Source organism: Bradyrhizobium sp. AZCC 1719, from assembly GCF_036924525.1.
GTDB lineage: Bacteria > Pseudomonadota > Alphaproteobacteria > Rhizobiales > Xanthobacteraceae > Bradyrhizobium.
In genome coordinates this window covers 5338967-5360438 of the sequence record NZ_JAZHRU010000001.1, presented here as the reverse complement: position 1 = coordinate 5360438, position 21472 = coordinate 5338967, and the positions used below count along the sequence as shown (strand labels likewise).

Here is a 21472-nt window from a genome sequence, read left to right as displayed (position 1 = left end):
ATCTATCCCCGCGTGGCGAGGTGGATTGCTTCGCTTCGCTCGCAATGACGGCGGAGAAAGTTACGGCCGCAAAATCGCCGCCCCCGTCGTCGCCCGGCTCTCCAGCTCGGTATGCGCCTTCGCCGCGTCCTTCAGCGCGTAGGCATGGTTGATCGGCACGTGGAGCTTGCCGTTGATGACGGCGGCAAACAGCGTGTCGGCGCCTTCGAGCAGCTCCTTGCGGGTGCTGACATAGTCGTTGAGCTTGGGCCGGGTGGCAAACAGCGAGCCGTGATTGTTGAGCTCGGCGAGCGGGAACGGCGGCACCGGGCCGGAGGCGTTGCCAAAACTGACGAACAGGCCGCGGGGCCGCAGGCACGACAGCGAGCCCGGGAAGGTGGTCTTGCCGACGCCGTCATAGACGACGTCGCAGAGCTCGTTGCGGCTGATCTGTTTCACGCGGGCGACGAAGTCCTCCTCGTTATAGAGGATGACGTGATCGCAGCCATTGGCGAGCGCGAGGTCGGCCTTGGCCTTGGAGCCGACGGTGCCGATCACATGCGCGCCGAGCGCCTTCGCCCACTGGCAGGCCAGAAGGCCGATGCCGCCCGCGGCGGCATGGATCAGCACACGATGGCCGGGTTCGACCTTGAAGGTCTTGTGCAGGAGGTACCAGACCGTCAGCCCCTTCAGCATCAGGACGGCGCCCTGCTCATAGGTGATGTGGTCGGGTAGCTTGACCAGCTTGTCGGCCGGGATCACCCGCTCCGAGGCGTAGCCGCCGAGCGTGAAATAATAGGCGACGCGGTCGCCGGGATGAAAATTGGTAACGCCTGGGCCGACGGCCACAACCTCGCCGGCGGCCTCATTGCCGGCAATGAACGGCAGCCCCGGTGCCTTGTAGAGGCCGGTGCGGAAATAGACGTCGATGAAGTTCAGCCCGACGGCATGCTGGCGGATGCGAACCTCACCCGCTCCCGGCGCCGGGACCTCGACGTCCTCATACACCAGGGCCTCCGGTCCGCCCACCTTGTGCACACGCACGGCCTTGGTCATGACAGTCTCTCCCTCGGTATTTGCTCAAGCGCCCGAGCGCGCAACGAAAGCCATCGCCGCCCGCTTGTCAACTGACCGGCCGCCTGGCGGCCTTCTTGCGGTTACGCCTGGCGAGCACATTGAACATTTCGACCGCGGCCGCGAACAACATGGCAAAATAGATGTAGCCGCGCGGGATATGGAATTGGAATCCGTCCGCCACCAGCGCCACGCCGATCAGCACCAGGAATGCCAATGCCAGCATCTTGGTGGTCGGGTGATTGGCCACGAACCGGGCCACTGGACCCGACGAGACGTACATGACGACGCATGCGATCACGACGGCGGCGATCATGATCTCCAGATCCTGCGCCATGCCGATCGCGGTGATGATCGAGTCCAGGGAGAACACGATGTCGATGATGATAATTTGCACGATCACCCAGAAGAATGCGCTGGCCCTGGGTTCGGCATCGACCTCGCCATCGCTCGCCTCGACCTCGCCATGAATTTCATGCGTCGCCTTCGCGATCAGGAAGGCTCCGCCGGCAATCAGGATGATGTCCCGCCAGGACAGTTCGACATTTCTTACCGTGATGACCGGCTCCGTCAGGCCGATCAGCCACACCAGCAGGGTGAGCAGCACGATGCGGAACACCAGCGCCAGCAGCAAGCCGATTTGACGCGCGCGTTTGGCCTGCGCCGGCGGGATGCGCGAGACGAGCACCGAGATGAAAATGACGTTGTCGATGCCGAGCACGATTTCCAGCGCCGTCAATGTCAACAGCGCCGCCCAGGCTTCCGGGCTGGTCAATAATTCCATCATGCCTTGAACGACTTGATTTGCCGGATCACGGCGTCGCTTCCTATGACGTAAGCCGCAATGGCGCACAGTGCGGCGACGATGGGAGTGCCCACGTTGAAATCGCGGATGAGGGTATAGATCGCCAGCACGGCTCCAATGGCCATCAGCCACAGGGTCAGCCAGCGTAGCCGCACCACCCGGATCGGATGCAGCACATGAAACGGGGCGAATGTGAGAGCGATCAGGATTGCGATTCCGAGAGTGGAGAGTGCCGGCGGCAGATGCAGCAAGAACAAATAAAACGCCGCCGCGTTCCACAGCGCCGGAAAGCCGCGGAAGTGGTTGTCGGACGCCTTCATGCGCCGGTCCGCGAAATAGAGCGCCCCGGAAACCATAATGCCGATCCCGAGCAGCGGCGCCGCCACCGGCAGCAGCATCCCGCTCGCGGTGATGGCATAGGCCGGAACGAAGACGTAGGTCACGAAATCGACGACGAGATCGAGCACGTCGCCCGACCAGTTCGGCTGCAGCCGCACAACGTCCAGCTTTCGCGCCAGCGGCCCGTCGACGGCATCGATGATCAGGGCGACGCCAAGCCAGCCGAACATATTGGCCCAATGTTCGCGGACGGCCTCGAGCATCGCCAGCAGCGCGACGCCCGCGCCCAGTGCCGTGAAAATGTGTACCGCGAACGCGGCGGTCCGCATTCGGCTGGTCGCGGGGGCGGAATCTGGCTCTGTGGTCTGGTCCATTGGCTCGGCAGTGCTATCAGGAATCGCTGCTATTTGCATATCGGCGCTTTGCGGCGTTCCGCCGCGCGATTGAGCGGAAACATTTCGGCCGGTTGATGGCTTGAAAATGCCAGCCCGAGCGTCAATTGTCTCGATATGAATGACGCATCTCAAATTTATGACGCCGCCGTGATCGGCGGCGGGCCGGCGGGGTTGACCGCAGCCGTCGCGCTGGCCGCTACCGGTGCGAGAACCGCCCTGCTCGCCCGCCGCGCCCCCTATGCCGACAACCGCACCACGGCGCTGTTGGGGGCTTCCACTGAGTTGCTCGAACGTCTCGAGGTCTGGCCGCGCTGCCGGGACAAGGCTGCCGCCTTGCGGATCATGCGCCTTGTCGACGACACCGACCGGCTGATCCGCGCGCCCGAGGTGCGGTTTTCCTCGGACGAGATCGGTCTCGAACAGTTCGGCTACAACATCGACAACCGATCGTTGATGGTTGCGCTCGAAGAGCGCGCCGCCGAACTTTCCAATTTGACTCGATTTGACGATGAGGCCGCCGCGATCGACCCGCAGGATGCGATCGTCGCCATCCGTACCGGCAAGGGCGAGCAGCTCTCTGCGCGGCTCGTGATCGGCGCAGACGGGCGGCAATCACCGTCCCGCGAGGCGGCCGGCATCAAGACCAGCCGCCGCGACCTTCATCAGTCGGCGCTGACCTTCAACATTTCGCATTCTCGACCGCACAACGGCATCTCCACCGAGTTTCACACCGCGCAAGGTCCATGCGTATTCGTGCCCCTGCCCGGCAACCGCTGCAGCGTGGTGTGGGTTTCGGAAACCAGAGAAGCCGAGCGGCTGATCTCGCTCAGCGATGAGGAATTGTCGGAAGCCGCGGAAAGACAGTCGCACTCCATTCTCGGCCGTGTCCAGGTCGAAGCCGGGCGCAACCTGTTTCCGTTGACGATCGAGCGTCCCGAGCAATTCGCCAGCCATCGCGTCGCGCTGGTCGGCGAATCCGCCCACGTGGTGCCGCCGATCGGCGCCCAAGGTCTCAACATGGGATTGCGCGATGCGGCCGATATCGCCGATATCGCCGGCAATGCGATCTCGCTCGGCGAGGATCCGGGGTCGCCGGCCGTGCTGGCGCGCTATCAAGCCGCGCGACGTGCCGACGTCGCAAGCCGGCTGATCGCGATCGATGTCGCCAACCGTTCATTGCTTAGCGATTTCCTGCCCATGCAATCGCTGCGCGCGGCCGGCATGCACCTCCTCGGCTCGTTCGGCCCGCTGCGGCGGCTTGCCATGCGCGAGGGGCTGGCGCCGACCTGGAAGCGCGTGAGCTAGCTCCGGACGCCAGCGTGAGGGCTGCGAACCTAGCCCCACTCTACTTTGCATGGGGTTGTTTTCGCGATTTTGTGTCTCCGCGCCACGCTTACGGAAACGCCAGCCGTCCGCTCTGGATGAACCACATCACGCTCGTCAGCGTGACCACGGACGCGAAGGTCCCGATCAGGACGGCCACCGATGCCGGCTCGATCCACGTGTTGTTCTGCCGGGCCATCACGAACACGTTCAGCGCCGGCGGCAGCGCGGCCATCAGGACGGCGGTCGCGGCCCAGGGCTGCGCGAACGGACCGAACAGCAGCATCAGCCCGAACACGATAAGCGGATGGATCAGGAGCTTGATCGCGATCACGCCGGGCACTTCCCAGGGCACGCGATCGAACGGCCGCAGCGCCACGGTAACGCCCAGCACGAACAGCGCCGTCGGTGCCGCCGCGTTCTGGAGAAATAGCAAGGTCCTGTCGACGGCGACCGGCACTTGAATGTGCAACGCCGCGACAAGCGCCCCTGCGGCGGCCGACATGATCAGCGGATTGAGCACGATCTGCCGCGCGGCGACGCCAATGGCGTACAGGAACGACGGATGCTTGCGATCGCTCAGCGCCATCAACAGCGGCACGATCGTGAACAGGAAAATGCTGTCGCAGCAGAAGATCAACGCGGTCGGCGCCGCTGCCTTGGCCCCGAGCACCGCCAGCGCCAGCCCGGGGCCCATATAGCCGATATTGCCGTAAGCGCCGGCAAGGCCCGCCATCGTCGCCTTGCGCAGCGACAGTTCGCCGATGATGCGGCCTGCCACCATGGCAAGCACGAAGGCGCTCACGGTCGCCAGCGTGGTTGCGATCAGAAACGGCGGGTTGTTCAGTTCGGAAAATGGCGTCTCCGACATGATGCGGAATAGCAAGGCAGGTAGCGAGACGTAGAGCAGAAAGAAGTTCATCCAGGCGAGGCCCGATTCCGGCAGCCCTTTGGCCTTGCCGCAGGCAAAGCCGATGAAGATCAGGCCAAAATAGGGAAGCGCAAGGTTGAGGATATCGGCCATCTCGTAAAGCGTCTTTTCGTCAGTGATTTTGGGGAGATGGCGCCGGATATGGCCACCACGCATAAAGGTTAATTCGTCCTATTGCCCCTAGCATCGGCCACAATCATGGTCTATTCGACGGGACATGATCAAAGCGCGCACCGCCAAATTTCAGATCGGACAGATCGTCCGCCACCGGGTGTTTTCATTCCGGGGCGTGATTTTCGATATCGATCCGGAATTCAACAATACCGAGGAATGGTGGTTGTCGATCCCCGAAGAGGTTCGGCCTGACAAGGATCAGCCGTTCTATCACCTGCTCGCGGAAAACTCGGAGTCCGAATACGTCGCCTACGTCTCCGAGCAAAATCTGCTGCCGGACGATTCCGGTGAGCCGATCCGGCACTCGCAGGTGGCCGAGATCTTCGTGAAGGACAAGTCCGGCGGCTACCGCCCGCGCAACCCCTCGCTCAACTAGTATTCTTCTTCCGGCAACGAAAAAGGCGCCCTGGTCGGGCGCCTTTTGCTTTGTCGAATGGCGCGGCTGTTACTTCGCCGCCGGATTTGCAGTGGCGCCCGGCTGGGTGCCCTCCAGTTTCTTGCGCTGCTCCTCGGCACGCTTCTGCAGCTCTTCCTGCAGTTTCTTCTGGTTTTCCTCGAACTGCTTCGGATCGGTCGGCGGACCGTCAAAGGCCTTGGCGAATTCACCGGCGAGCGGCAGCGGCAGCGTCAGCGGCGCACCGTTGGAATTGATCGCCTGAACAACCAGATTCTGGCCCTTCTTCAAGTTGGCGATCAGCTCGGGGGTTGCTTCGTAGTCCGACATGCAGCCGTTCTGGAAGCAGATCACATAGGGGCCCTGCTGCGGCGGATTGTTATCAACGATGATCCGGGTTCCGTGCACGAGCTGCATGCCGAGCGGCAAGGTCACGCGCAGGAGCTTCTTGGGCTCGCCTTCCGGCTCGATGATGACGGCGGCGATGACGGGTTGGCCCGACTCGATGCGGCCGTCCTTGCCGGTGAAGCAAACCTGCTTGGCGCCGGCTTCCTGACCCTTGAGGCAGAACTTGGTCCAGGGCGCGTAGATTAGCTGGACCTGCTGCTCCTGGGGCGGGGCGGCGCCGGGAGCGCCAGCCGGAGGGGCTTGTGCCGCGGGAGCGCCGGCGGGACCCTTGGGAGCAGCCTTCGGAGGCGCTTTCGGAGCGGCAGGCGCAGGGGCAGCCTTCGGAGCCCCGGGCGCCGGCGCGGGCTGCTGAGCTTGCGCGCCCGACGCCATCAACGTTGCCGACAATGCCGAGGCCGCCAACAGGGCCAAGACCTGCCCACGCGGCCGAATCGACGCGGCGAAGATACGGAAATTCATTGCGGAAAACCCTTTCTGAACCGGAGCGCCCGAAACCGCTACAGGCACCGACACCAAGCCGCGCTGGGGCGGCTGTCTCGTTGGCAATTGAGGCGGTTACGTGACAGGCGTTCCCGCGGTCATCAACTGCCCGCCTTCAATACAGCGGCAGACGAAAAGATCAATGCCGACAAGCATCTTTGGCGTTCCCCGCAGGCCGAGGCCGAAGCCTATGGTAAAGCTTTATCCGTGCGCATTTTCGAATCAAATCCCCGTCCGCCTATGACCGTCTCCGGTCGTATCCGCCTGCGTGTGCTGGCCGGCATTGCCCTCGCGCTAGGTGTGACGCCGCTCGCGCCGGTCCACCAAGCCAGGGCGACCGAAAGCCACGCGCTGGCGATGCACGGCGCGCCTGCTCTTCCCGCCGGTTTCACGCATATGCCCTACGCCAATCCGGAAGCGCCTAAGGGCGGACGGCTGGTCTGGGGCGCCCTCGGAACCTTCGACAGCCTCAACCCCCTGATCGTCCGCGGCCTTGCGGTTCAGCAGATCAGGGGCTTTGTGGTCGAGAGCCTGATGGCGCGCGGCAATGACGAGGCTTTCACGCTCTATGGCTTGCTGGCCAAAACCATCGAGACCGACGACGCACGCAGCTACGTCACGTTCCACCTCGACCCGAGGGCGCGCTTTGCCGACGGCCAACCGGTCACGGCAGAGGATGTCCTGTTTTCGTGGGCCTTGCTGCGCGACAAGGGTCGCCCCAATCACCGCCAGTATTATTCCAAAGTCGTAAAGGCCGAAGCGCCCGATCCGCTCACCGTGCGGTTCGACTTCGGTGGCGGCAACGACCGCGAGCTGCCGCTGATCCTCGGGCTGATGCCCGTCTTGCCGAAGCATGCGGTCGATCCGGCGACGTTCGAGGAAACCACGATGACCGGACCGGTCGGTTCCGGCCCCTATCGCGTCACCGCCGTCAAGCCGGGCGCCAGCGTCACGCTGACCCGCAATCCCGACTACTGGGGCCGCGACCTGCCGGTGAATCGGGGATTGTGGAACTTCGACGAGATCAGGCTCGACTTCTATCGCGAGTCCAACGGCCAGTTCGAGGCATTCAAGCGTAGCCTCTATGACTTTCGCGCCGAGCACGAGCCGCTGCGCTGGCATGAAGGTTACGATTTTCCGGCCGCCCGCAACGGCGAAGTGATCCGCGACACCATCAAGACCGGGTTGCCGCAGCCCTCGGAATTCCTGGTGTTCAACACGCGACGTCCGATGTTTTCAGACATCCGCGTCCGGCAGGCCCTGACGCTGCTGTTCGATTTCGAGTGGGTCAACCGCAATTATTTTTTCGGACTCTATGCGCGTGCGGCAGGCTTCTTCGCAGGGTCCGAACTATCCGCCTATGCCCGCCCGGCCGACGAGCACGAGCGCGAACTCTTGAAGCCGTTCGCCGCACGGATCCGGCCGGATATTCTCGATGGCACATACCGCCTGCCCGTCACCGACGGATCGGGCCGCGATCGAACAGCGCTGCGCCAGGCGCTGAGGTTGCTGTCGGAAGCCGGCTACGATCTCGATGGGGCCGTGCTGCGGCAGCGTTCGTCGAGGACGCCGCTCACCTTCGAAATCCTGGTGACGACGCGCGACCAGGAGCGGGTTGCGCTTTCATATCAGCGCGACCTCAAGCGCGCCGGCATCGAGGCCAGCGTCCGCGCGGTCGATCCCGTGCAGTTCGACCAGCGCCGGCTGGGGTACGAGTTCGATATGCTGCAGAACCGCTGGGACCAGTCGCTATCCCCCGGCAACGAGCAGTCCTTCTACTGGGGCAGCCAGGCCGCCGACATTCCCGGCACCCGGAATTACATGGGGGCCAAGGAGCCCGCCATCGATGCCATGATCGCTGCCCTGCTCGAGGCGCGCGAACGTCCGCCTTTCGTCTCCGCGGTGCGGGCCCTCGATCGCGTCCTGATGTCGGGCTTCTACGCAATTCCAGTGTTTAACGTGCAGGAGCAATGGATTGCGCGGTGGAATCGGATAGAACAACCTACAGCGACCGCGTTGACGGGCTATCTGCCGGAAACCTGGTGGCAGAAGCCGGAAATGAAGTGAACTCGCCAAGCGATCCAACCTCCGTGACAGAGCCGAAGTAACGCCGTGACCCAGCCCACCGCTTCGCCAACGCTCGATACGTTGTTCAAACGGAACCTGGCACGGCAGCCGGACGCGCTGGCGCTGGTCGATCCCCCCAACAAGCAGCGCATCACCGGCCAGCCGCCGAAGCGTCTTACCTTCGCGCAGGCCGACCGCATGATCTCGTCGCTGGCCGCGCACTTCATCGAATCCGGCTTGCCGTCCAATTCCGTGATCGCGGTTCAATTGCCGAACACTATCGAATTCGCGGTCACCGTGCTTGCCGCCTTCCGCGCCGGCCTCGTCGTTGCGGTGCTGCCGCTGCTCTGGCGGCAGTCGGAATTGACCATAGCGCTCAACCGTACCGCCGCCCGGGCGATCGTGACCTCGGGCAAGGTCGACGGCGTGATCTACTCGGATATCGCCATGAACGCTGCTGCCGAAGCGTTCTCGATCCGCCATGTCTGCGGCTTCGGCGGCGACCTGCCCGAGGGCATGGCCTCGCTCGACAACGCCATCTTCCGGGAATCCCCGACCACGCGCGCCGTGATCCAGGACGGCCGCAAGGCGGCGCTGATTTCCTTCGATGTCACCGCGGACGGCTTCCGGCCGGTCCCGCGCGCCCATCTCGGCCTGATTGCGGGCGGCCTTGCCATATCGCTCGAAAGCGACGTGCCGCAGGGCGCAACCATCCTGTCGGCCTTCTCGCCGATGTCATTTGCCGGCCTCGCCTCGTCGCTGGCGATCTGGCTGCTGTCGGGCGGAACACTGGTGTTGCACCATCCTTTCGACGACGAGGTTCTGGAACAGCAGATCAACGAGCAGGCCTGCGACACGCTGATCGCGCCTGCCCAACTGGCGCTGCGGCTGGACGAACTGGACCTCGGCGCGCGGATGCCGAGCCTGCGCAATGTCATCGGCCTGTGGCGGACCCCGGAGCAGATCGGCTCCAGCGCGTGCTGGGCCGCGCAACAGGCGACGCTGACGGATGTCTATCTGTTCGGCGAGGCCGGATTGTTCGGTGCGCGGCGGATCGCGGAAGACGGCTCGCCGGCCCTGATCAAGCCGGGCCCCCACGGTGCGCCGCGCGACCTGCCGGGATCGTCGATCGCCGGCGAAATCCTGCTGACGCCGCGCGGCACGTTGGGATTGCGCGGACCGATGGTGCCGGTCGCTGCCTATGCGCCCCCTCCGCCGCCGAGCGATTCCCTGATCGCGTCACCGCCGCGCGACTACGTGGATACGGATTACGCGGCGCGGCTCGACCGCGTCACCGGCGCGGTAAATATCACCGCGCCGCCGTCCGGCGTTATGGCCGTCGGCGGCTACCGATTCCTGGCGCAGGACCTGCAGGAGTGGGCGCGCCGGCTCGGTCAGGGCGCGCTGCTGACCGCGCTGCCGGACCGCCTCAGCGGCCACCGGCTTGCCGGCCGTGCGCTCGACAACGCCCGCGCCCGAGACGCGCTGACAGAACTCGGCCTTAACCCTTTGATGGTGGAAGCATTTCGGGATCGGAGCAACGCCGCCTGAGAGGCCCGATGGCGAGCGCCTGTTGACGCCGCATTAAGCGCCGCAAACTAGGATCGTGGCACCTATTGCGCGCCTGGTCCGAGTTCTCAGATGTCCCAGCAAGGTCCGATCCTCGTCGTATCGACCGCGAAACGGCTGTCCTTTGCCGCCGCGCTCGATGTCGCGAGACTGTTTCCGGTGGTCGAGAGCGGGTGGGCGGATGCGGCGCGCGCGGTCGAGCAGGTGCAACCGGCGGCCGTGCTGGCCGGCGCCGATGCAGCCGGACTGGCGGAGTTGGCCGTGCGGGTCGCAGCGCGACAGCCCTATCTGCCGCTGATCGCGGTCGATCCGCAGACCCCTGTTCCGGACAACGTCATTCCCTTTTTTCAGAGCCAAATCCCGCACGCCCAACAGGGCGGCTCCGACCGGCTGGCGGCCCGCCTGCGTGCCGCGCTGCGCGTGCGGTCATTGCATGCGACTGTGATGCGCCGGCTGGCGCCGGCAGCGCCAATGGCGTTGTCGCATATCGATCCTGCGCGCGACGCTACCGTGCTCCTGATCGGCCGCGGCGGTGCCTATCCGGCGCTGTCGGTCGCGCTTGGCGAGCGCACCGGCGTGGTCGGCGCGCTTTCGATCGAGGCGGCTGCGAAGCATCTCAACGTGAGAGACATCGACGGCATCGTGCTCGGTGAGGGATTCAGCCTGCGTGTGGTCGATGCCTTTCTCACCGTGCTGACCGAGGACGCCCGCTTCCGCAATCTTCCCGTCGTCGTGACGGCAGGCGATCTGGCGCCGGGCTATGATTTGCCAAACCTCGAGATCGTCTCCGGCGACGCTGTCCAGGTGGCAGCAATTGGGCTGCCGCTGATCCGCCAGCACGCCTTTGAAGCGCATCTGAGCCGCACGCTGAAGGCCATCGACGCCGATGGCCTGATCGACGCGCGGACCGGTCTGCTCACCCCGGAAGCCTTCGAGCGCGACTTTGCCAGCGCCATCTACCAGACGCAGCAACGCGGCGGCGGATTGTCGGTGGCGCGCTTTGCGTTCGATCCCGAACACCCCCGTGCGCAATTCGACGGCGCGCGGATCATCAGCCGCCTGATGCGGCAAATGGATTTCGGCGCTGCCCAGGACGACGGCTCGGTTGTCGTGGTGTTTGCCGAGGCCGATCTGAAGTCGGCTCACGCCATCGCGCGGCGGCTGTCAAGCGTGATGCGCCATACCAGCCACGGCCAGCGCGACGCACGGTCGGAGCCAACCGTGACGGTCGCAACGCTGCTGCCGAACGATTCCGTGAAATCGCTGCGGTCACGGCTGCAGGACGACGCGCAACGGGCGGCGTCTTAGAGGGTCACCAATCTATCCCCGTCATTGGCAATGACGGGGAGAAAGCCGCGCCGAACCCTCTCTACGCCGCCTTCTTGCTCTCCGCGAGATTGGCGAGCTGCCGCAAGATCTCGGTCGTACCCATCAACCGCTCTTCCGGCGTCTTCCATTGCTGCAGGAATACCACCTTCATATCCGGCCGCACCTTCGCGGCCTGGCCGTGCTGACGGATAAAGGCGACGAGGCGATCCGGCTGGGCAAAGCTGTTGTCGCGGAACGAGATCACCGCGCCCTTCGGACCGGCATCGACTTTCTCGACATTGGCGCGGCGGCAATAGGCCTTGATGGCCGCAACCTTAAAGAGATAGCGGACCTCGTCCGGCAGTACGCCGAAACGGTCGCGCATCTCGGCGGCGAAATTGTCGATCTCCTCGTCGGTATCGAGATCGGCGAGCCGCCGGTACAGCGACAGCCGCACCGAGAGATCGTTGACGTAATCCTCGGGGATCAGCACCGGCATGCCGATGGTGATCTGCGGCGACCAGCGGTCTGCGGCAGGCTCCGCCACGCCGGCCTTGAGGTTGAGGATCGCCTCCTCCAGCATCGATTGATAGAGCTCGAAGCCGACTTCCTTGATGTGGCCGGACTGTTCTTCGCCGAGCAGATTGCCAGCACCGCGGATGTCGAGGTCGTGCGAGGCCAACTGGAAGCCCGCGCCCAGCGTTTCCAGCGACTGCAGCACCTTCAACCGCCGCTCGGCTTGTGCGGTGATCTTCTGTTGCGCCGGCAGCGTGAACAGCGCGTAGGCGCGCAGCTTCGAGCGCCCCACCCGCCCGCGCAACTGATAGAGCTGCGCCAGCCCGAACATATCCGCGCGGTGCACGATCAGCGTATTGGCGTTCGGAATATCGAGGCCGGATTCGATGATCGTGGTCGAAAGCAGGATGTCGTATTTGCCGTCATAGAAGGCCGATATGATGTCCTCGATCACGGTCGGCGGCATCTGACCATGCGCAACCGCGACCTTCATCTCCGGCACGTTCTTGTCGAGGAAGTCCTGGACGCCGGCAAGATCCTCGATCCGCGGCACCACATAGAACGCCTGCCCGCCGCGGTAGCGTTCGCGCAGCAACGCTTCGCGGATCATCAGGGGATCGTGCGGCGCCACGAAGGTGCGCACCGCGAGGCGATCGACCGGGGGTGAGGCGATAATCGAAAGATCGCGCACGCCGGTCAGCGCAAGCTGCAGCGTCCGCGGGATTGGCGTCGCGCTCAGCGTCAGGACATGCACCTGCGCCCGCAACTGCTTCAGCTTTTCCTTGTGGCTGACGCCAAAGTGCTGCTCCTCGTCGACGATCAGAAGCCCCAGATCGCGGAACTTGATCGACTTGCCGAGCAGCGCATGGGTGCCGACCACGATATCGACATTGCCTTCGGCCAGCCCCTTCTTGACCTGCGTCAGCTCCTTGGCCGGGATCAGCCGGGACGCCTGCGCGACGTTGACTGGAAAACCTCTGAAGCGTTCGGCAAAATTCTTGCTGTGCTGGCGGGCGAGCAGCGTGGTCGGCACGACGACGGCGACCTGCTTGCCTTCGAGCGCGACCGCGAACGCCGCGCGCAACGCCACCTCAGTCTTGCCGAAGCCGACGTCGCCGCAGATCAGCCGGTCCATGGGACGGCCGGTTTCGAGGTCTTTCAGCGTAGACGTGATGGCGCCAAGCTGATCCTCGGTCTCCTCATAGGGGAAGCGCGCACAGAATTCGTCATAGACATGCGGCTGCACCGGCATTTTCGGCGCTTCGTGCAGTTGCCGCTCGGCCGCGATCTTGATCAGTTCGCCGGCGATCTCGCGGATCCGGTTCTTCAGCTTGGCCTTGCGCGCCTGCCAGCCGCCGCCACCCAGCCGGTCCAGTTCGACATTGGCGTGATCGGAGCCGTAGCGCGACAACAGCTCGATGTTCTCGACCGGCAGGAACAGCTTTGTTTCAGCGGCATAGTGCAGTTCGAGACAATCATGCGGCGCGCCGCCCACCTCGATTGTCTGCAAGCCGACAAAGCGCCCGATGCCGTGCTCGACATGCACCACGAGATCGCCGGTCGAAAGGCTCGTGACTTCCGAGATGAAATTGTCGAGTTTGCGGCTCGATTTCCGCTGCCGCACCAGGCGGTCGCCGAGGATGTCCTGCTCGCTGATGACGGCGAATTCATCGGTCTCGAAGCCGCTCTCCATGCCGACTACCGCCAGCATGGCCTCGTTGCGCGGCGTCGCCTGCACGGTGCGCCAGGTGTTGACGCTGGTGATATTGGCGAGCTTGTGATCCCGCAGCATGCTCGCCATGCGGTCGCGGGACCCTTCGCTCCACAGCGCGATCACCACCTTCTTGCGCTGCGCCTGCAATGCCAGCACATGCGCCACGACGGATTCGAACACGTTGACCGAAGTGTCGGCGCGCTCGGGCGTAAAATTGCGGCCCTGCCGCGCGCCGGCGTCGAACAAATCGCCAGTGCCCTCAGGCACGGCAAACGGGGTCAGCCGCGCCACCGCGGCGTCGCTCAGCCGCGTCGTCCACTCCGCTTCCGTCAAATAGAGCCGGTCCGGAGGTAACGGCTTGTAGATCGCACCCGATCCGGGATGCTCCAGCGCCTCGCGCCGCGCCTCGTAGTAGTCCGCGATCTGCTTGAAGCGTTCGCGCGCGGCATCCTCGCCTTGCGGTTCGATCGCGACCGGCGCACCGTCGAGATAATCGAACAGCGTATCCATCCGCTCCTGGAACAGCGGCAGCCAGTGCTCCATGCCAGGATGACGGCGGCCTTCGCTGACGGCCTCATAGAGCGGATCGTCGCGCTCGGGCGCGCCGAACGCCGCGACATAGCCCATGCGAAAGCGGCGGATGGTTTCGGTGACAAGCTGGAATTCCGAGATCGGCACCAGGTCGAGAGCGCGCATGTCGAGCAGCGTGCGCTGGGTTTCCGCATCGAACGTGCGGATCGATTCGAGGGAGTCGCCGAAGAAGTCGAACCGCACCGGCTGGTCGAGCCCGGCCGGAAACAGATCGAGGATGCCGCCGCGCACGGCGTACTCGCCGGGCTCGCGCACGGTCGAGGAGCGGTTGTAGCCGTTGTGCTCCAGCCAGGCGACGATCGAATCCATCGGTACGACATGGCCGGGCGCGACCGACAGCGCCTGCGCCGCTACCACCTCGCGCGCGGGCACGCGCTGCACGATGGCGTTTACCGTCGTCAGCACGATCAGCGGTTTGTCGCTGCCCTGCAGGCGCGATAGCCGCGCCAGCGTCGTCAGCCGCTGCGCCAGGATGCCGCCATGCGGCGACACCCGGTCATAGGGCTGGCAGTCCCAGGCCGGAAACTGCATCACAGGCAAATCAGGGGCGAAGAATTCCAGCGCCCGCGCCAGTTGTTGCATGCGCGGACCATCGCGGCAGACCACGGCAAGGCTGATCGCCGGCGGTTTCGGCTTGGCTGCGACAGCACGCGCGAGGTCGGAGACGACAAGCCCCTCCGCGCCCTCGGCAACATTGGCAAAGGTCAGGGCGCGGCCGGGCGCCAGCAGCGCGGCGGGCGATTTGACGGGCGTCTTCATGCGTCGTGATCCACAGCGCGAAACGCCTTGATACGGTCGAACAGCGCGGTCGCATATTCCGGATCGAGCGGCTTGTCGCCGGTCAGCGCGGCATAGAGGTCGGGATCGGGCACCTCGATCAGGCGTTCCAACTCGGTCAGTTCGTGATCGCGCATGCCCGATATCTCGGCATCCGCAAAGCGGCCGAGGATGAGGTCCATCTCACGGGTGCCGCGATGCCAGCAGCGAAATAAAAGCCGCTTGCGGCGGTCATCGAGGCCACCGCTCGATCGTGTCGATCCCGTCATTTTCTCTGGTCCCATCCGAACGCCAAAAGCCCGGACGTGCCGGGCTGGGTTGATATAGCGGTCGAGATGACGAATGTCAGCCCCAACAGTTCCGTGAATTACCACTACAGTGTCATTGCCGGGCTTGACCCGGCAATCCATCATCTTTTGAAGAGTGATGGATGCGCGGGTCCCGTCTCCGCCAAGGCTTCGCCGGACCACGAGCGCGCTCGGCCGCCGAAGCCTTGGCGAAGGCGGCAAGCCCGCGCATGACGCGCTATGTGCGACGAGAGACCTGATGCGCCCCAGCCTGCTCAATCCTTTGTTTGCGCCGGTCACGAGCCTGCCTGGCGTCGGGCCGAAACAGGACAAGCTGCTGCGCTATCTGCTCAGCCGCGACGAGACCCCGCGGTTGGTCGATCTCTTGCTGCATCTGCCGGCCAGCGTGATCGACCGCCGGGCACGGCCGAAGATCCGCGAGGCGGTACCGGGAACCGTGGTGACGCTGGAGATCACCGTAGACCGTCACCGGCCGCCTCCGCCGCGCAGTGCCCGCGCGCCTTACCTTGTCTATGCCTCGGATGATACCGGCGACGTGGTGCTGACGTTTTTCCGCGCCAAGCCCGGCTATGTCGAAAAGCTGCTGCCGGTCGGCGAGAAGCGCTACGTTTCCGGCACGCTGCAGATGTATGACGGCATCCCGCAGATCGTGCACCCCGACCGCGTCGTCGACGAAGCGGGATTTGCAAAACTCAGCGGTATCGACCCGGTCTATCCGCTAACGGAAGGACTCGCGCTGGGGTCGCTGCGCCGGGCGATCGCGCAGGCGCTGCAGAAGCTGCCGGAACTGCCCGAATGGATCAGCCCGGAAGTGATCCGCCGCTGCAACTTTCCGCCGATCCGCCAAGCGCTCACCCGCGTGCATGTGCCGGTCGAACTCACGGACATTTTGCCTGACGGCCCGTTCTGGTCACGACTCGCCTTCGACGAGCTGCTCGCCGGCCAACTGGCACTGGCGCTGGTGCGCGCGCAATTGCGGCGTCCGGCCGGCGACCGCAACGCCGGCGATGGTCACCTGCGCCACAAGATCATAGATGCGCTGCCCTACGCGCTCACCGCCTCGCAGCGCGCGGCGGTCGCCGCCATCACCGAGGATTTGCTCCAGCCGGTGCGGATGTTGCGGTTGCTGCAGGGCGATGTCGGGTCCGGCAAGACGGTGGTGGCGCTGCTCGCCGCGGCCGCCGTCACCGAGGCCGGCAAGCAGGCCGCGCTGATGGCGCCGACTGAAATCCTCGCGCGCCAGCATATCAAGACGATCGCGCCGCTGGCCGAGCGCGCAGGCCTTCGCGTAGCGATCCTGACCGGCCGTGAAAAGGGCAAGGAGCGGCGCGAGATCCTGGCGCGGCTCGAAGCCGGCGAAATCGACTTTCTCGTCGGCACCCACGCGCTGATCCAGGACGATGTGATCTTCAAGGCGCTGGCGCTCGCGGTGGTCGACGAGCAGCATCGCTTCGGCGTGCGCGAACGGCTCGCACTCACCAACAAGGGCGAGGCCGTCGACGTGCTGGTCTTGAGCGCAACCCCGATCCCGCGCACGCTGGTGCTCACCTATTTCGGCGACATGGACGTCTCGGAACTGCGCGAAAAGCCGGCCGGCCGCCAGCCGATCGACACCCGCGCCGTTCCGGCCAGCCGCCTCGATGAAGTCGTCGATGCCGTCGGCCGCGCGCTGAAATCAGGCAAGCTGGTTTACTGGATCTGTCCGCTGGTCGAAGAATCCGAGGCCGAGGGCACGGAGCATCTCACCAACGCCACAGAGCGTTTCGAACGGCTGCAGAAGCGCTTCGGCGACCGCGTCGGTCTGGTGCATGGGCAGATGAAGGGCCCAGATAAGGATCGCGTGATGGCGCAGTTTGCCGCCCACGAGATCGGGCTCCTGGTCGCCACCACCGTGGTCGAGGTCGGCGTCGACGTCCCGGCCGCGACCATTATGGTGATCGAAAACGCCGAACGCTTCGGGCTCGCGCAGTTACACCAGCTCCGTGGCCGGATCGGCCGCGGGTCGGAGTCCTCGACCTGCCTGTTGCTCTACAAGGAGCCGCTCGGCGAGATGTCGGCGGCGCGGCTGAAGGTGATCCGGGAGACCACCGACGGCTTCAGGATTGCCGAAGAGGATCTCAAACTGCGCGGCGAAGGCGACGTGCTCGGCATCCGCCAGAGCGGCCTGCCCGGTTATCGCATCGCGCGCTCCGACGTGCACGGCCAGCTCATCACGCAGGCGCGCGACGAAGCGCTGCGCATCATGAAGGACAACCCAAAACTCAAGGGCGAGCGCGGTGAAGCGCTGCGCTGTCTGCTCTATCTGTATGAGCGCGATGAAGCGGTGCCGCTGATCGGCGCGGGATAACTCGCAACCGTGGCAATGCGAAGCCGGTAGTGCTCGGCGCCCTCGACGATCTTGTCGAGTAGCGCCTCCAGCGCCCAGAATTTCTCGCTTATATCGAAGGTGACGGCGCGGCTTTCGGTAGAGGAGAACGTGCCGAGGCGCTGGTGATAGAGCTTGGCAAGCTTCGGGTAGCCCATCGGTTCGGCCATCGCCGACAGCGCGAGGTAGACGGAAAGTTCGTCCGCCAGCGCCGGATGATAGGCATGCTCGGTCATCAGCCACTTGTAGAGATCGGGATGAAAGTTTGTGAATACGCCGGTAAACCCGCGTGAACCGGCTTTCATTGCCTGAAAAGCAATCGCCGCATTGGCATTGACGATGGAAAGCGGCGTGCCCCTGGTCAGCGTCACCCGGCGCTTCACCGTTTCGAGGTCGCAGGACACGTCCTTGAGGATGACGAAGCGGCCGGTGTTGGCGCAGAACTTCAGCTCGTCGTCGGTGAGCAGACGCCGATAGGGCGCCGGGCATTCGTAGAGACCAAGGGGAATCTGCTTCGGCAGCCGATCGAGCAGCCAAGTCAGATCGTCGATGAACCTGCTGCCGCCTTCCTGCTTGGCGTCGAGACGGTTGGTGACGAGTACCATGCCGTCAACACCGGTCGCGGCAATGGCGGTCAGCTCGGCAAGTTGGTCGTCCAGGCTTTCGCTGATGTGACCGGACGCGATCACCGGGACACGGCCGGCTGCGGCTTGTCTGACGAAAGCGGCGAGCGCAACCCGTTCGTCGAGAGTGAGGAACTGCATTTCGCTGGACTGGCAGACCGCAAACAGCGCGTCCGAACCATTGTCGATGTACCATTCCACCAGCCGGCCGAGGCCAGGATAGTCGATCTGGCCGCTTTCGGTAAACGGCGTGATCATCACCGGAATGATGCCTTCGATCTTCTTGGTCATGATGTCGGCCCGTCTATCCGTCGCGCGCGCCCTACTCCACCTTCGCCTTCGCGGGAGCCGGCTTCAGCCCGGCAGCCGAATTGGCCACGCGCGCCGCGTTCGCCATGCCGGCCAGCGCGCCGTTGCGCTTCTGCTGATCGGAGCCGGGCTGCACCACGCCGGCCGACATGATCAGCGTGGCGGCGTCCTCGGTGCTCATGTCGACTTCGATGATCTTGCTCTTCGGCACGTAGAAAAAGAAACCCGTGGTCGGGTTCGGCGCGCAGGGCAGGAAAACCGAGATGTGCTCTTCCTGGCCGGGAAGCTGGCTTGCCACGTTCGCACTCGGCGACTGCGAGATCAAAACGATCGACCACATGCCCGGCGAGGGAAATTCAACCAGGCCGACCTTGCGAAAGCTCGACCCCTTGCCCGAGAACAGCGTCTCGAACACCTGCTTCAGGCCGCGATAGATCGCGCGCACCACGGGCATGCGGCCGAGCAGCCGCTCGCCGAGGTCGACCAGCGTCCGGCCGATCAAATTGGCGGTGAGGAAACCGAGCAGCGTCAGCGCGATCACCGCGACGATCAGCCCCGACCCCGGCAGACCGAACGGCAGGTAGGTTTCGGGACGGTAGACCGTCGGCACGAAGGGTCGGACCAGGTTGTCGACCCAGTTCACGAACCACCAGGTCAGATAGAGCGTGATCGCGACCGGCCCTGCGACAATCAGTCCGGTCAGAAAATAGTTCCGGAAACGGGCCATTAGCCCGGCGTGGTGCGCCTCCGGCAGGGGTTCCTCCGGGAGCGCGGTCGGGGGCAGTTCTTCGGGCTTCATCGTGGTTCCAGGTCAGGGCGGCCGAACTCGACATTCGGGCGCGATCGGACGCAAAACCGGGGTCCCACTTTTGCTGATCGCGCCTATGCCAGCTAAGCCATCCTAGCAGGTTTTTGAAGGGCCAGCGTGACAGCGGATGGTCTTGACTATTCCACCGTTACCGATTTCGCGAGATTTCGCGGCTGATCCACGTCGGTGCCCATCACCACGGCAGTATGATAGGCCAGGAGCTGCACCGGGATGGCATAGACCATCGGGGTGAACGCCGACGCCATGTCGGGCAGCACGATCGTGACCAGGGAATCGACGGTGGCTTCCGCCGCGCCCTTGGCGTCGGTCATCAGAATGATGTTGCCGCCGCGGGCCGCGACTTCCTGCATGTTGGAGACCGTCTTCTCGAACACCCGGTCGAACGGCGCGATCACCACCACCGGCATGTTCTCGTCGATCAGCGCGATCGGCCCGTGCTTGAGTTCGCCGGCGGCATAGCCCTCGGCGTGAATGTAGGAAATTTCCTTCAGCTTGAGCGCGCCTTCCAGCGCCAGCGGATAGCTGGTGCCGCGGCCGAGATAGAGCACGTCCTTCGATTTCGAGATGTCGCGCGCCAGCTTTTCGATCTGAGGTTCAATGGTCAGCGTCGCCGCCATCAGGCGCGGAATCTCGACCAGACCGTGAACGAGCTTGGTCTCGTCTTCATCCGACAATTCGCCGCGTGCCTTGCCGGCGGCAACCGCCAGCGAGGCCAGCACCATCAATTGACAGGTGAACGCCTTGGTCGAGGCAACGCCGATTTCGGGACCGGCCAGCGTCTGCAGCACCGTTTCGCTTTCGCGCGCGATCGTCGAAGTCGGCACGTTGACGACCGAGAGGGTGTGGGCGCCTTCCGCCTTGGCATAGCGCAAGGCGGCCAGGGTATCGGCGGTCTCGCCGGACTGCGAAATGAAGATCGCCAGATCGCCCTTGCGCAGGGGAGCCTCGCGGTAGCGGAATTCGGAGGCGATATCGATTTCGACGGGAATGCGCGCTAGCCGTTCGAACCAGTATTTGGCGACATAGCCGGCATAGTTCGCGGTGCCGCAGGCCGTGATCGAAATGCGCTGGATGTCCTTGAAGTCGAACGGCAGCTTGACCGGCAGCATGACGCGCTCGCTCGCCATGTCGACATAACGTGCCAGCGTGTGGCCGACCACTTCCGGCTGCTCGTGGATTTCCTTGGCCATGAAGTGGCGGTAGTTCGCCTTGTCGACCAGCGAGGTCGAGGCGCTGTGCTTGACCGCCTCGCGCTGCACGATCGCATTGGTCTTGTCGTAAATGGTCGCGCCCTTGCGCGTCAGCACCACCCAGTCGCCGTCTTCGAGATAGCTGATCATGTCGGTGAACGGCCCGAGCGCGATCGCGTCCGATCCCAGATACATTTCGCCGTCGCCGTGACCGATCGCCAGCGGCGGGCCGTTGCGGGCGCCGATCATCAGATCGTCGTCGCCGGCGAAGATGAATCCGAGCGCGAACGCGCCGCGCAGTTCCGACAGCGCCGCCCTCACCGCTTCGACCGGCTTGATGCCCTTCTGGAGAAAACTATCGACGAGGTGGAGAACGATTTCGGTATCGGTTTCGGTCTTGAAGACCGCGCCCTTCTTCTCCAGCGCCTCGCGCAGCTCGCGAAAGTTCTCGATGATGCCGTTGTGGACCACGGCGACGCGATCGGTCGCGTGCGGATGCGCATTGTTCTCGGTCGGCTTGCCGTGCGTCGCCCAGCGGGTGTGTCCGATTCCGGTGTGCCCCTTCAGCGGTTCCGCATCCAGCCGCTTTTCGAGGTTCTTCAGCTTGCCTTCGGCGCGACGGCGCGCGAGGTGATCGCCTTCCAGCGTGGCGACGCCTGCGGAATCATAGCCGCGATATTCAAGCCGTTTGAGTGAGTCTACCAGAAGCTCCGCGACCGGAGCTTTCCCAAGAATGCCGACAATGCCGCACATGCGGTTCAATTTCCCCAAATCGACGAGAGAGCGTCGCAACCCGCTGTTCTCTTAGCGGCAATGATGGGCCGACAGATACTCAATAATTGTTGCGTATTGAGACAGTCTTAAGCGGAAAGCTTAACGGACCGCCTGACCGTTAACTCGTTACACCAGCAACGGCGTGAGGAACAAGAGTCCGCGATCTCGCGGCATAATCTGCCCGAGGCTTGCATCTCGTTTGCCCTCCTCTCCAATCTGAGGGCGCAGGG

16 protein-coding genes are annotated in these 21472 nt (G+C 64.3%); 6 read left to right on the top strand and 10 right to left on the bottom strand.

Translation table 11 applies throughout. The annotated features are described in order from the left end of the window. Nucleotides 1-60: 60 nt before the first annotated feature. The 3 genes from V1292_RS25165 to pcsA all read right to left on the bottom strand — a co-directional run bounded on the left by V1292_RS25165 (nucleotide 61) and on the right by pcsA (nucleotide 2571). Nucleotides 61-1035 carry a quinone oxidoreductase family protein gene (locus tag V1292_RS25165; RefSeq protein ID WP_334375319.1) on the bottom strand — a complete coding sequence of 325 codons (975 nt, stop codon included), beginning with the start codon at nucleotides 1033-1035 and terminating at the stop codon, nucleotides 61-63. A 67-nt stretch (nucleotides 1036-1102) separates the two neighbouring features. After that, the gene (locus V1292_RS25160) at nucleotides 1103-1840 is read right to left on the bottom strand and encodes a TerC family protein (RefSeq protein WP_334375318.1); all 738 of its coding nucleotides are present in this window, start codon (nucleotides 1838-1840) and stop codon (nucleotides 1103-1105) included. Further along, entirely contained in the window at nucleotides 1837-2571 is a 735-nt protein-coding gene (gene pcsA / locus V1292_RS25155) for a phosphatidylcholine synthase (protein WP_334375317.1), read from the bottom strand. The genes V1292_RS25160 and pcsA overlap by 4 nt, the downstream gene beginning before the upstream one ends. Before the next feature lie 135 nt (nucleotides 2572-2706). Between pcsA and V1292_RS25150 the strand changes: the two genes are divergently transcribed. Next, on the top strand, nucleotides 2707-3897 hold the full coding sequence (locus V1292_RS25150; RefSeq protein WP_334375316.1) for a UbiH/UbiF family hydroxylase: 1191 nt from the start codon (nucleotides 2707-2709) through the stop codon (nucleotides 3895-3897). 88 nt (nucleotides 3898-3985) lie between these two features. Here V1292_RS25150 and V1292_RS25145 read toward each other — a convergent pair whose 3' ends face one another. Continuing rightward, on the bottom strand, nucleotides 3986-4939 hold the full coding sequence (locus V1292_RS25145; RefSeq protein ID WP_334377158.1) for an AEC family transporter: 954 nt from the start codon (nucleotides 4937-4939) through the stop codon (nucleotides 3986-3988). Between the two features lie 124 nt (nucleotides 4940-5063). Here V1292_RS25145 and hspQ point away from each other — a divergent pair, with 124 nt between their 5' ends. Beyond that, nucleotides 5064-5396 (top strand): heat shock protein HspQ, encoded by a 333-nt coding sequence (gene hspQ / locus V1292_RS25140; RefSeq protein WP_028346018.1) that lies wholly within the window; start codon nucleotides 5064-5066, stop codon nucleotides 5394-5396. 69 nt (nucleotides 5397-5465) lie between these two features. Here hspQ and V1292_RS25135 read toward each other — a convergent pair whose 3' ends face one another. Beyond that, nucleotides 5466-6281 (bottom strand): invasion associated locus B family protein, encoded by an 816-nt coding sequence (locus V1292_RS25135; RefSeq protein WP_334375315.1) that lies wholly within the window; start codon nucleotides 6279-6281, stop codon nucleotides 5466-5468. A 261-nt stretch (nucleotides 6282-6542) separates the two neighbouring features. Here V1292_RS25135 and V1292_RS25130 point away from each other — a divergent pair, with 261 nt between their 5' ends. The 3 genes from V1292_RS25130 (at nucleotide 6543) to V1292_RS25120 (ending at nucleotide 11246) form a co-directional block, all read left to right on the top strand. Further along, the gene (locus V1292_RS25130) at nucleotides 6543-8369 is read left to right on the top strand and encodes an extracellular solute-binding protein (protein ID WP_334375314.1); all 1827 of its coding nucleotides are present in this window, start codon (nucleotides 6543-6545) and stop codon (nucleotides 8367-8369) included. Between the two features lie 45 nt (nucleotides 8370-8414). Next, the gene (locus V1292_RS25125; RefSeq protein WP_334375313.1) at nucleotides 8415-9920 is read left to right on the top strand and encodes a class I adenylate-forming enzyme family protein; all 1506 of its coding nucleotides are present in this window, start codon (nucleotides 8415-8417) and stop codon (nucleotides 9918-9920) included. A 90-nt stretch (nucleotides 9921-10010) separates the two neighbouring features. Then, complete coding sequence (locus V1292_RS25120; RefSeq protein ID WP_334375312.1) at nucleotides 10011-11246, top strand: GGDEF domain-containing protein; 1236 nt, start codon at nucleotides 10011-10013, stop codon at nucleotides 11244-11246. 61 nt (nucleotides 11247-11307) lie between these two features. On the opposite strand, the gene mfd is transcribed toward V1292_RS25120, so the two are convergent. Together mfd and V1292_RS25110 are read right to left on the bottom strand one after the other, a co-directional pair. Then, nucleotides 11308-14826 (bottom strand): transcription-repair coupling factor, encoded by a 3519-nt coding sequence (gene mfd / locus V1292_RS25115; RefSeq protein ID WP_334375311.1) that lies wholly within the window; start codon nucleotides 14824-14826, stop codon nucleotides 11308-11310. Further along, nucleotides 14823-15113 (bottom strand): FAD assembly factor SdhE, encoded by a 291-nt coding sequence (locus V1292_RS25110; RefSeq protein ID WP_334375310.1) that lies wholly within the window; start codon nucleotides 15111-15113, stop codon nucleotides 14823-14825. The genes mfd and V1292_RS25110 overlap by 4 nt, the downstream gene beginning before the upstream one ends. A gap of 277 nt (nucleotides 15114-15390) precedes the next feature. Here V1292_RS25110 and recG point away from each other — a divergent pair, with 277 nt between their 5' ends. Then, entirely contained in the window at nucleotides 15391-17499 is a 2109-nt protein-coding gene (gene recG, locus V1292_RS25105) for an ATP-dependent DNA helicase RecG (protein ID WP_334375309.1), read from the top strand. Here the strand turns inward: recG and V1292_RS25100 are convergent. From V1292_RS25100 to glmS, 3 genes are all read right to left on the bottom strand, one after another. Beyond that, nucleotides 17451-18431, bottom strand: a complete 981-nt coding sequence (locus V1292_RS25100; protein WP_334375308.1) for a dihydrodipicolinate synthase family protein — start codon at nucleotides 18429-18431, stop codon at nucleotides 17451-17453. The genes recG and V1292_RS25100 overlap by 49 nt on opposite strands. A 31-nt stretch (nucleotides 18432-18462) precedes the next feature. Then, nucleotides 18463-19248: a DUF502 domain-containing protein gene (locus V1292_RS25095; protein ID WP_442895563.1), complete on the bottom strand. Its 786-nt coding sequence runs from the start codon at nucleotides 19246-19248 to the stop codon at nucleotides 18463-18465. Between the two features lie 146 nt (nucleotides 19249-19394). Continuing rightward, complete coding sequence (gene glmS, locus V1292_RS25090) at nucleotides 19395-21221, bottom strand: glutamine--fructose-6-phosphate transaminase (isomerizing) (protein ID WP_334375307.1); 1827 nt, start codon at nucleotides 21219-21221, stop codon at nucleotides 19395-19397. Between the last annotated feature and the right edge of the window lie 251 nt (nucleotides 21222-21472).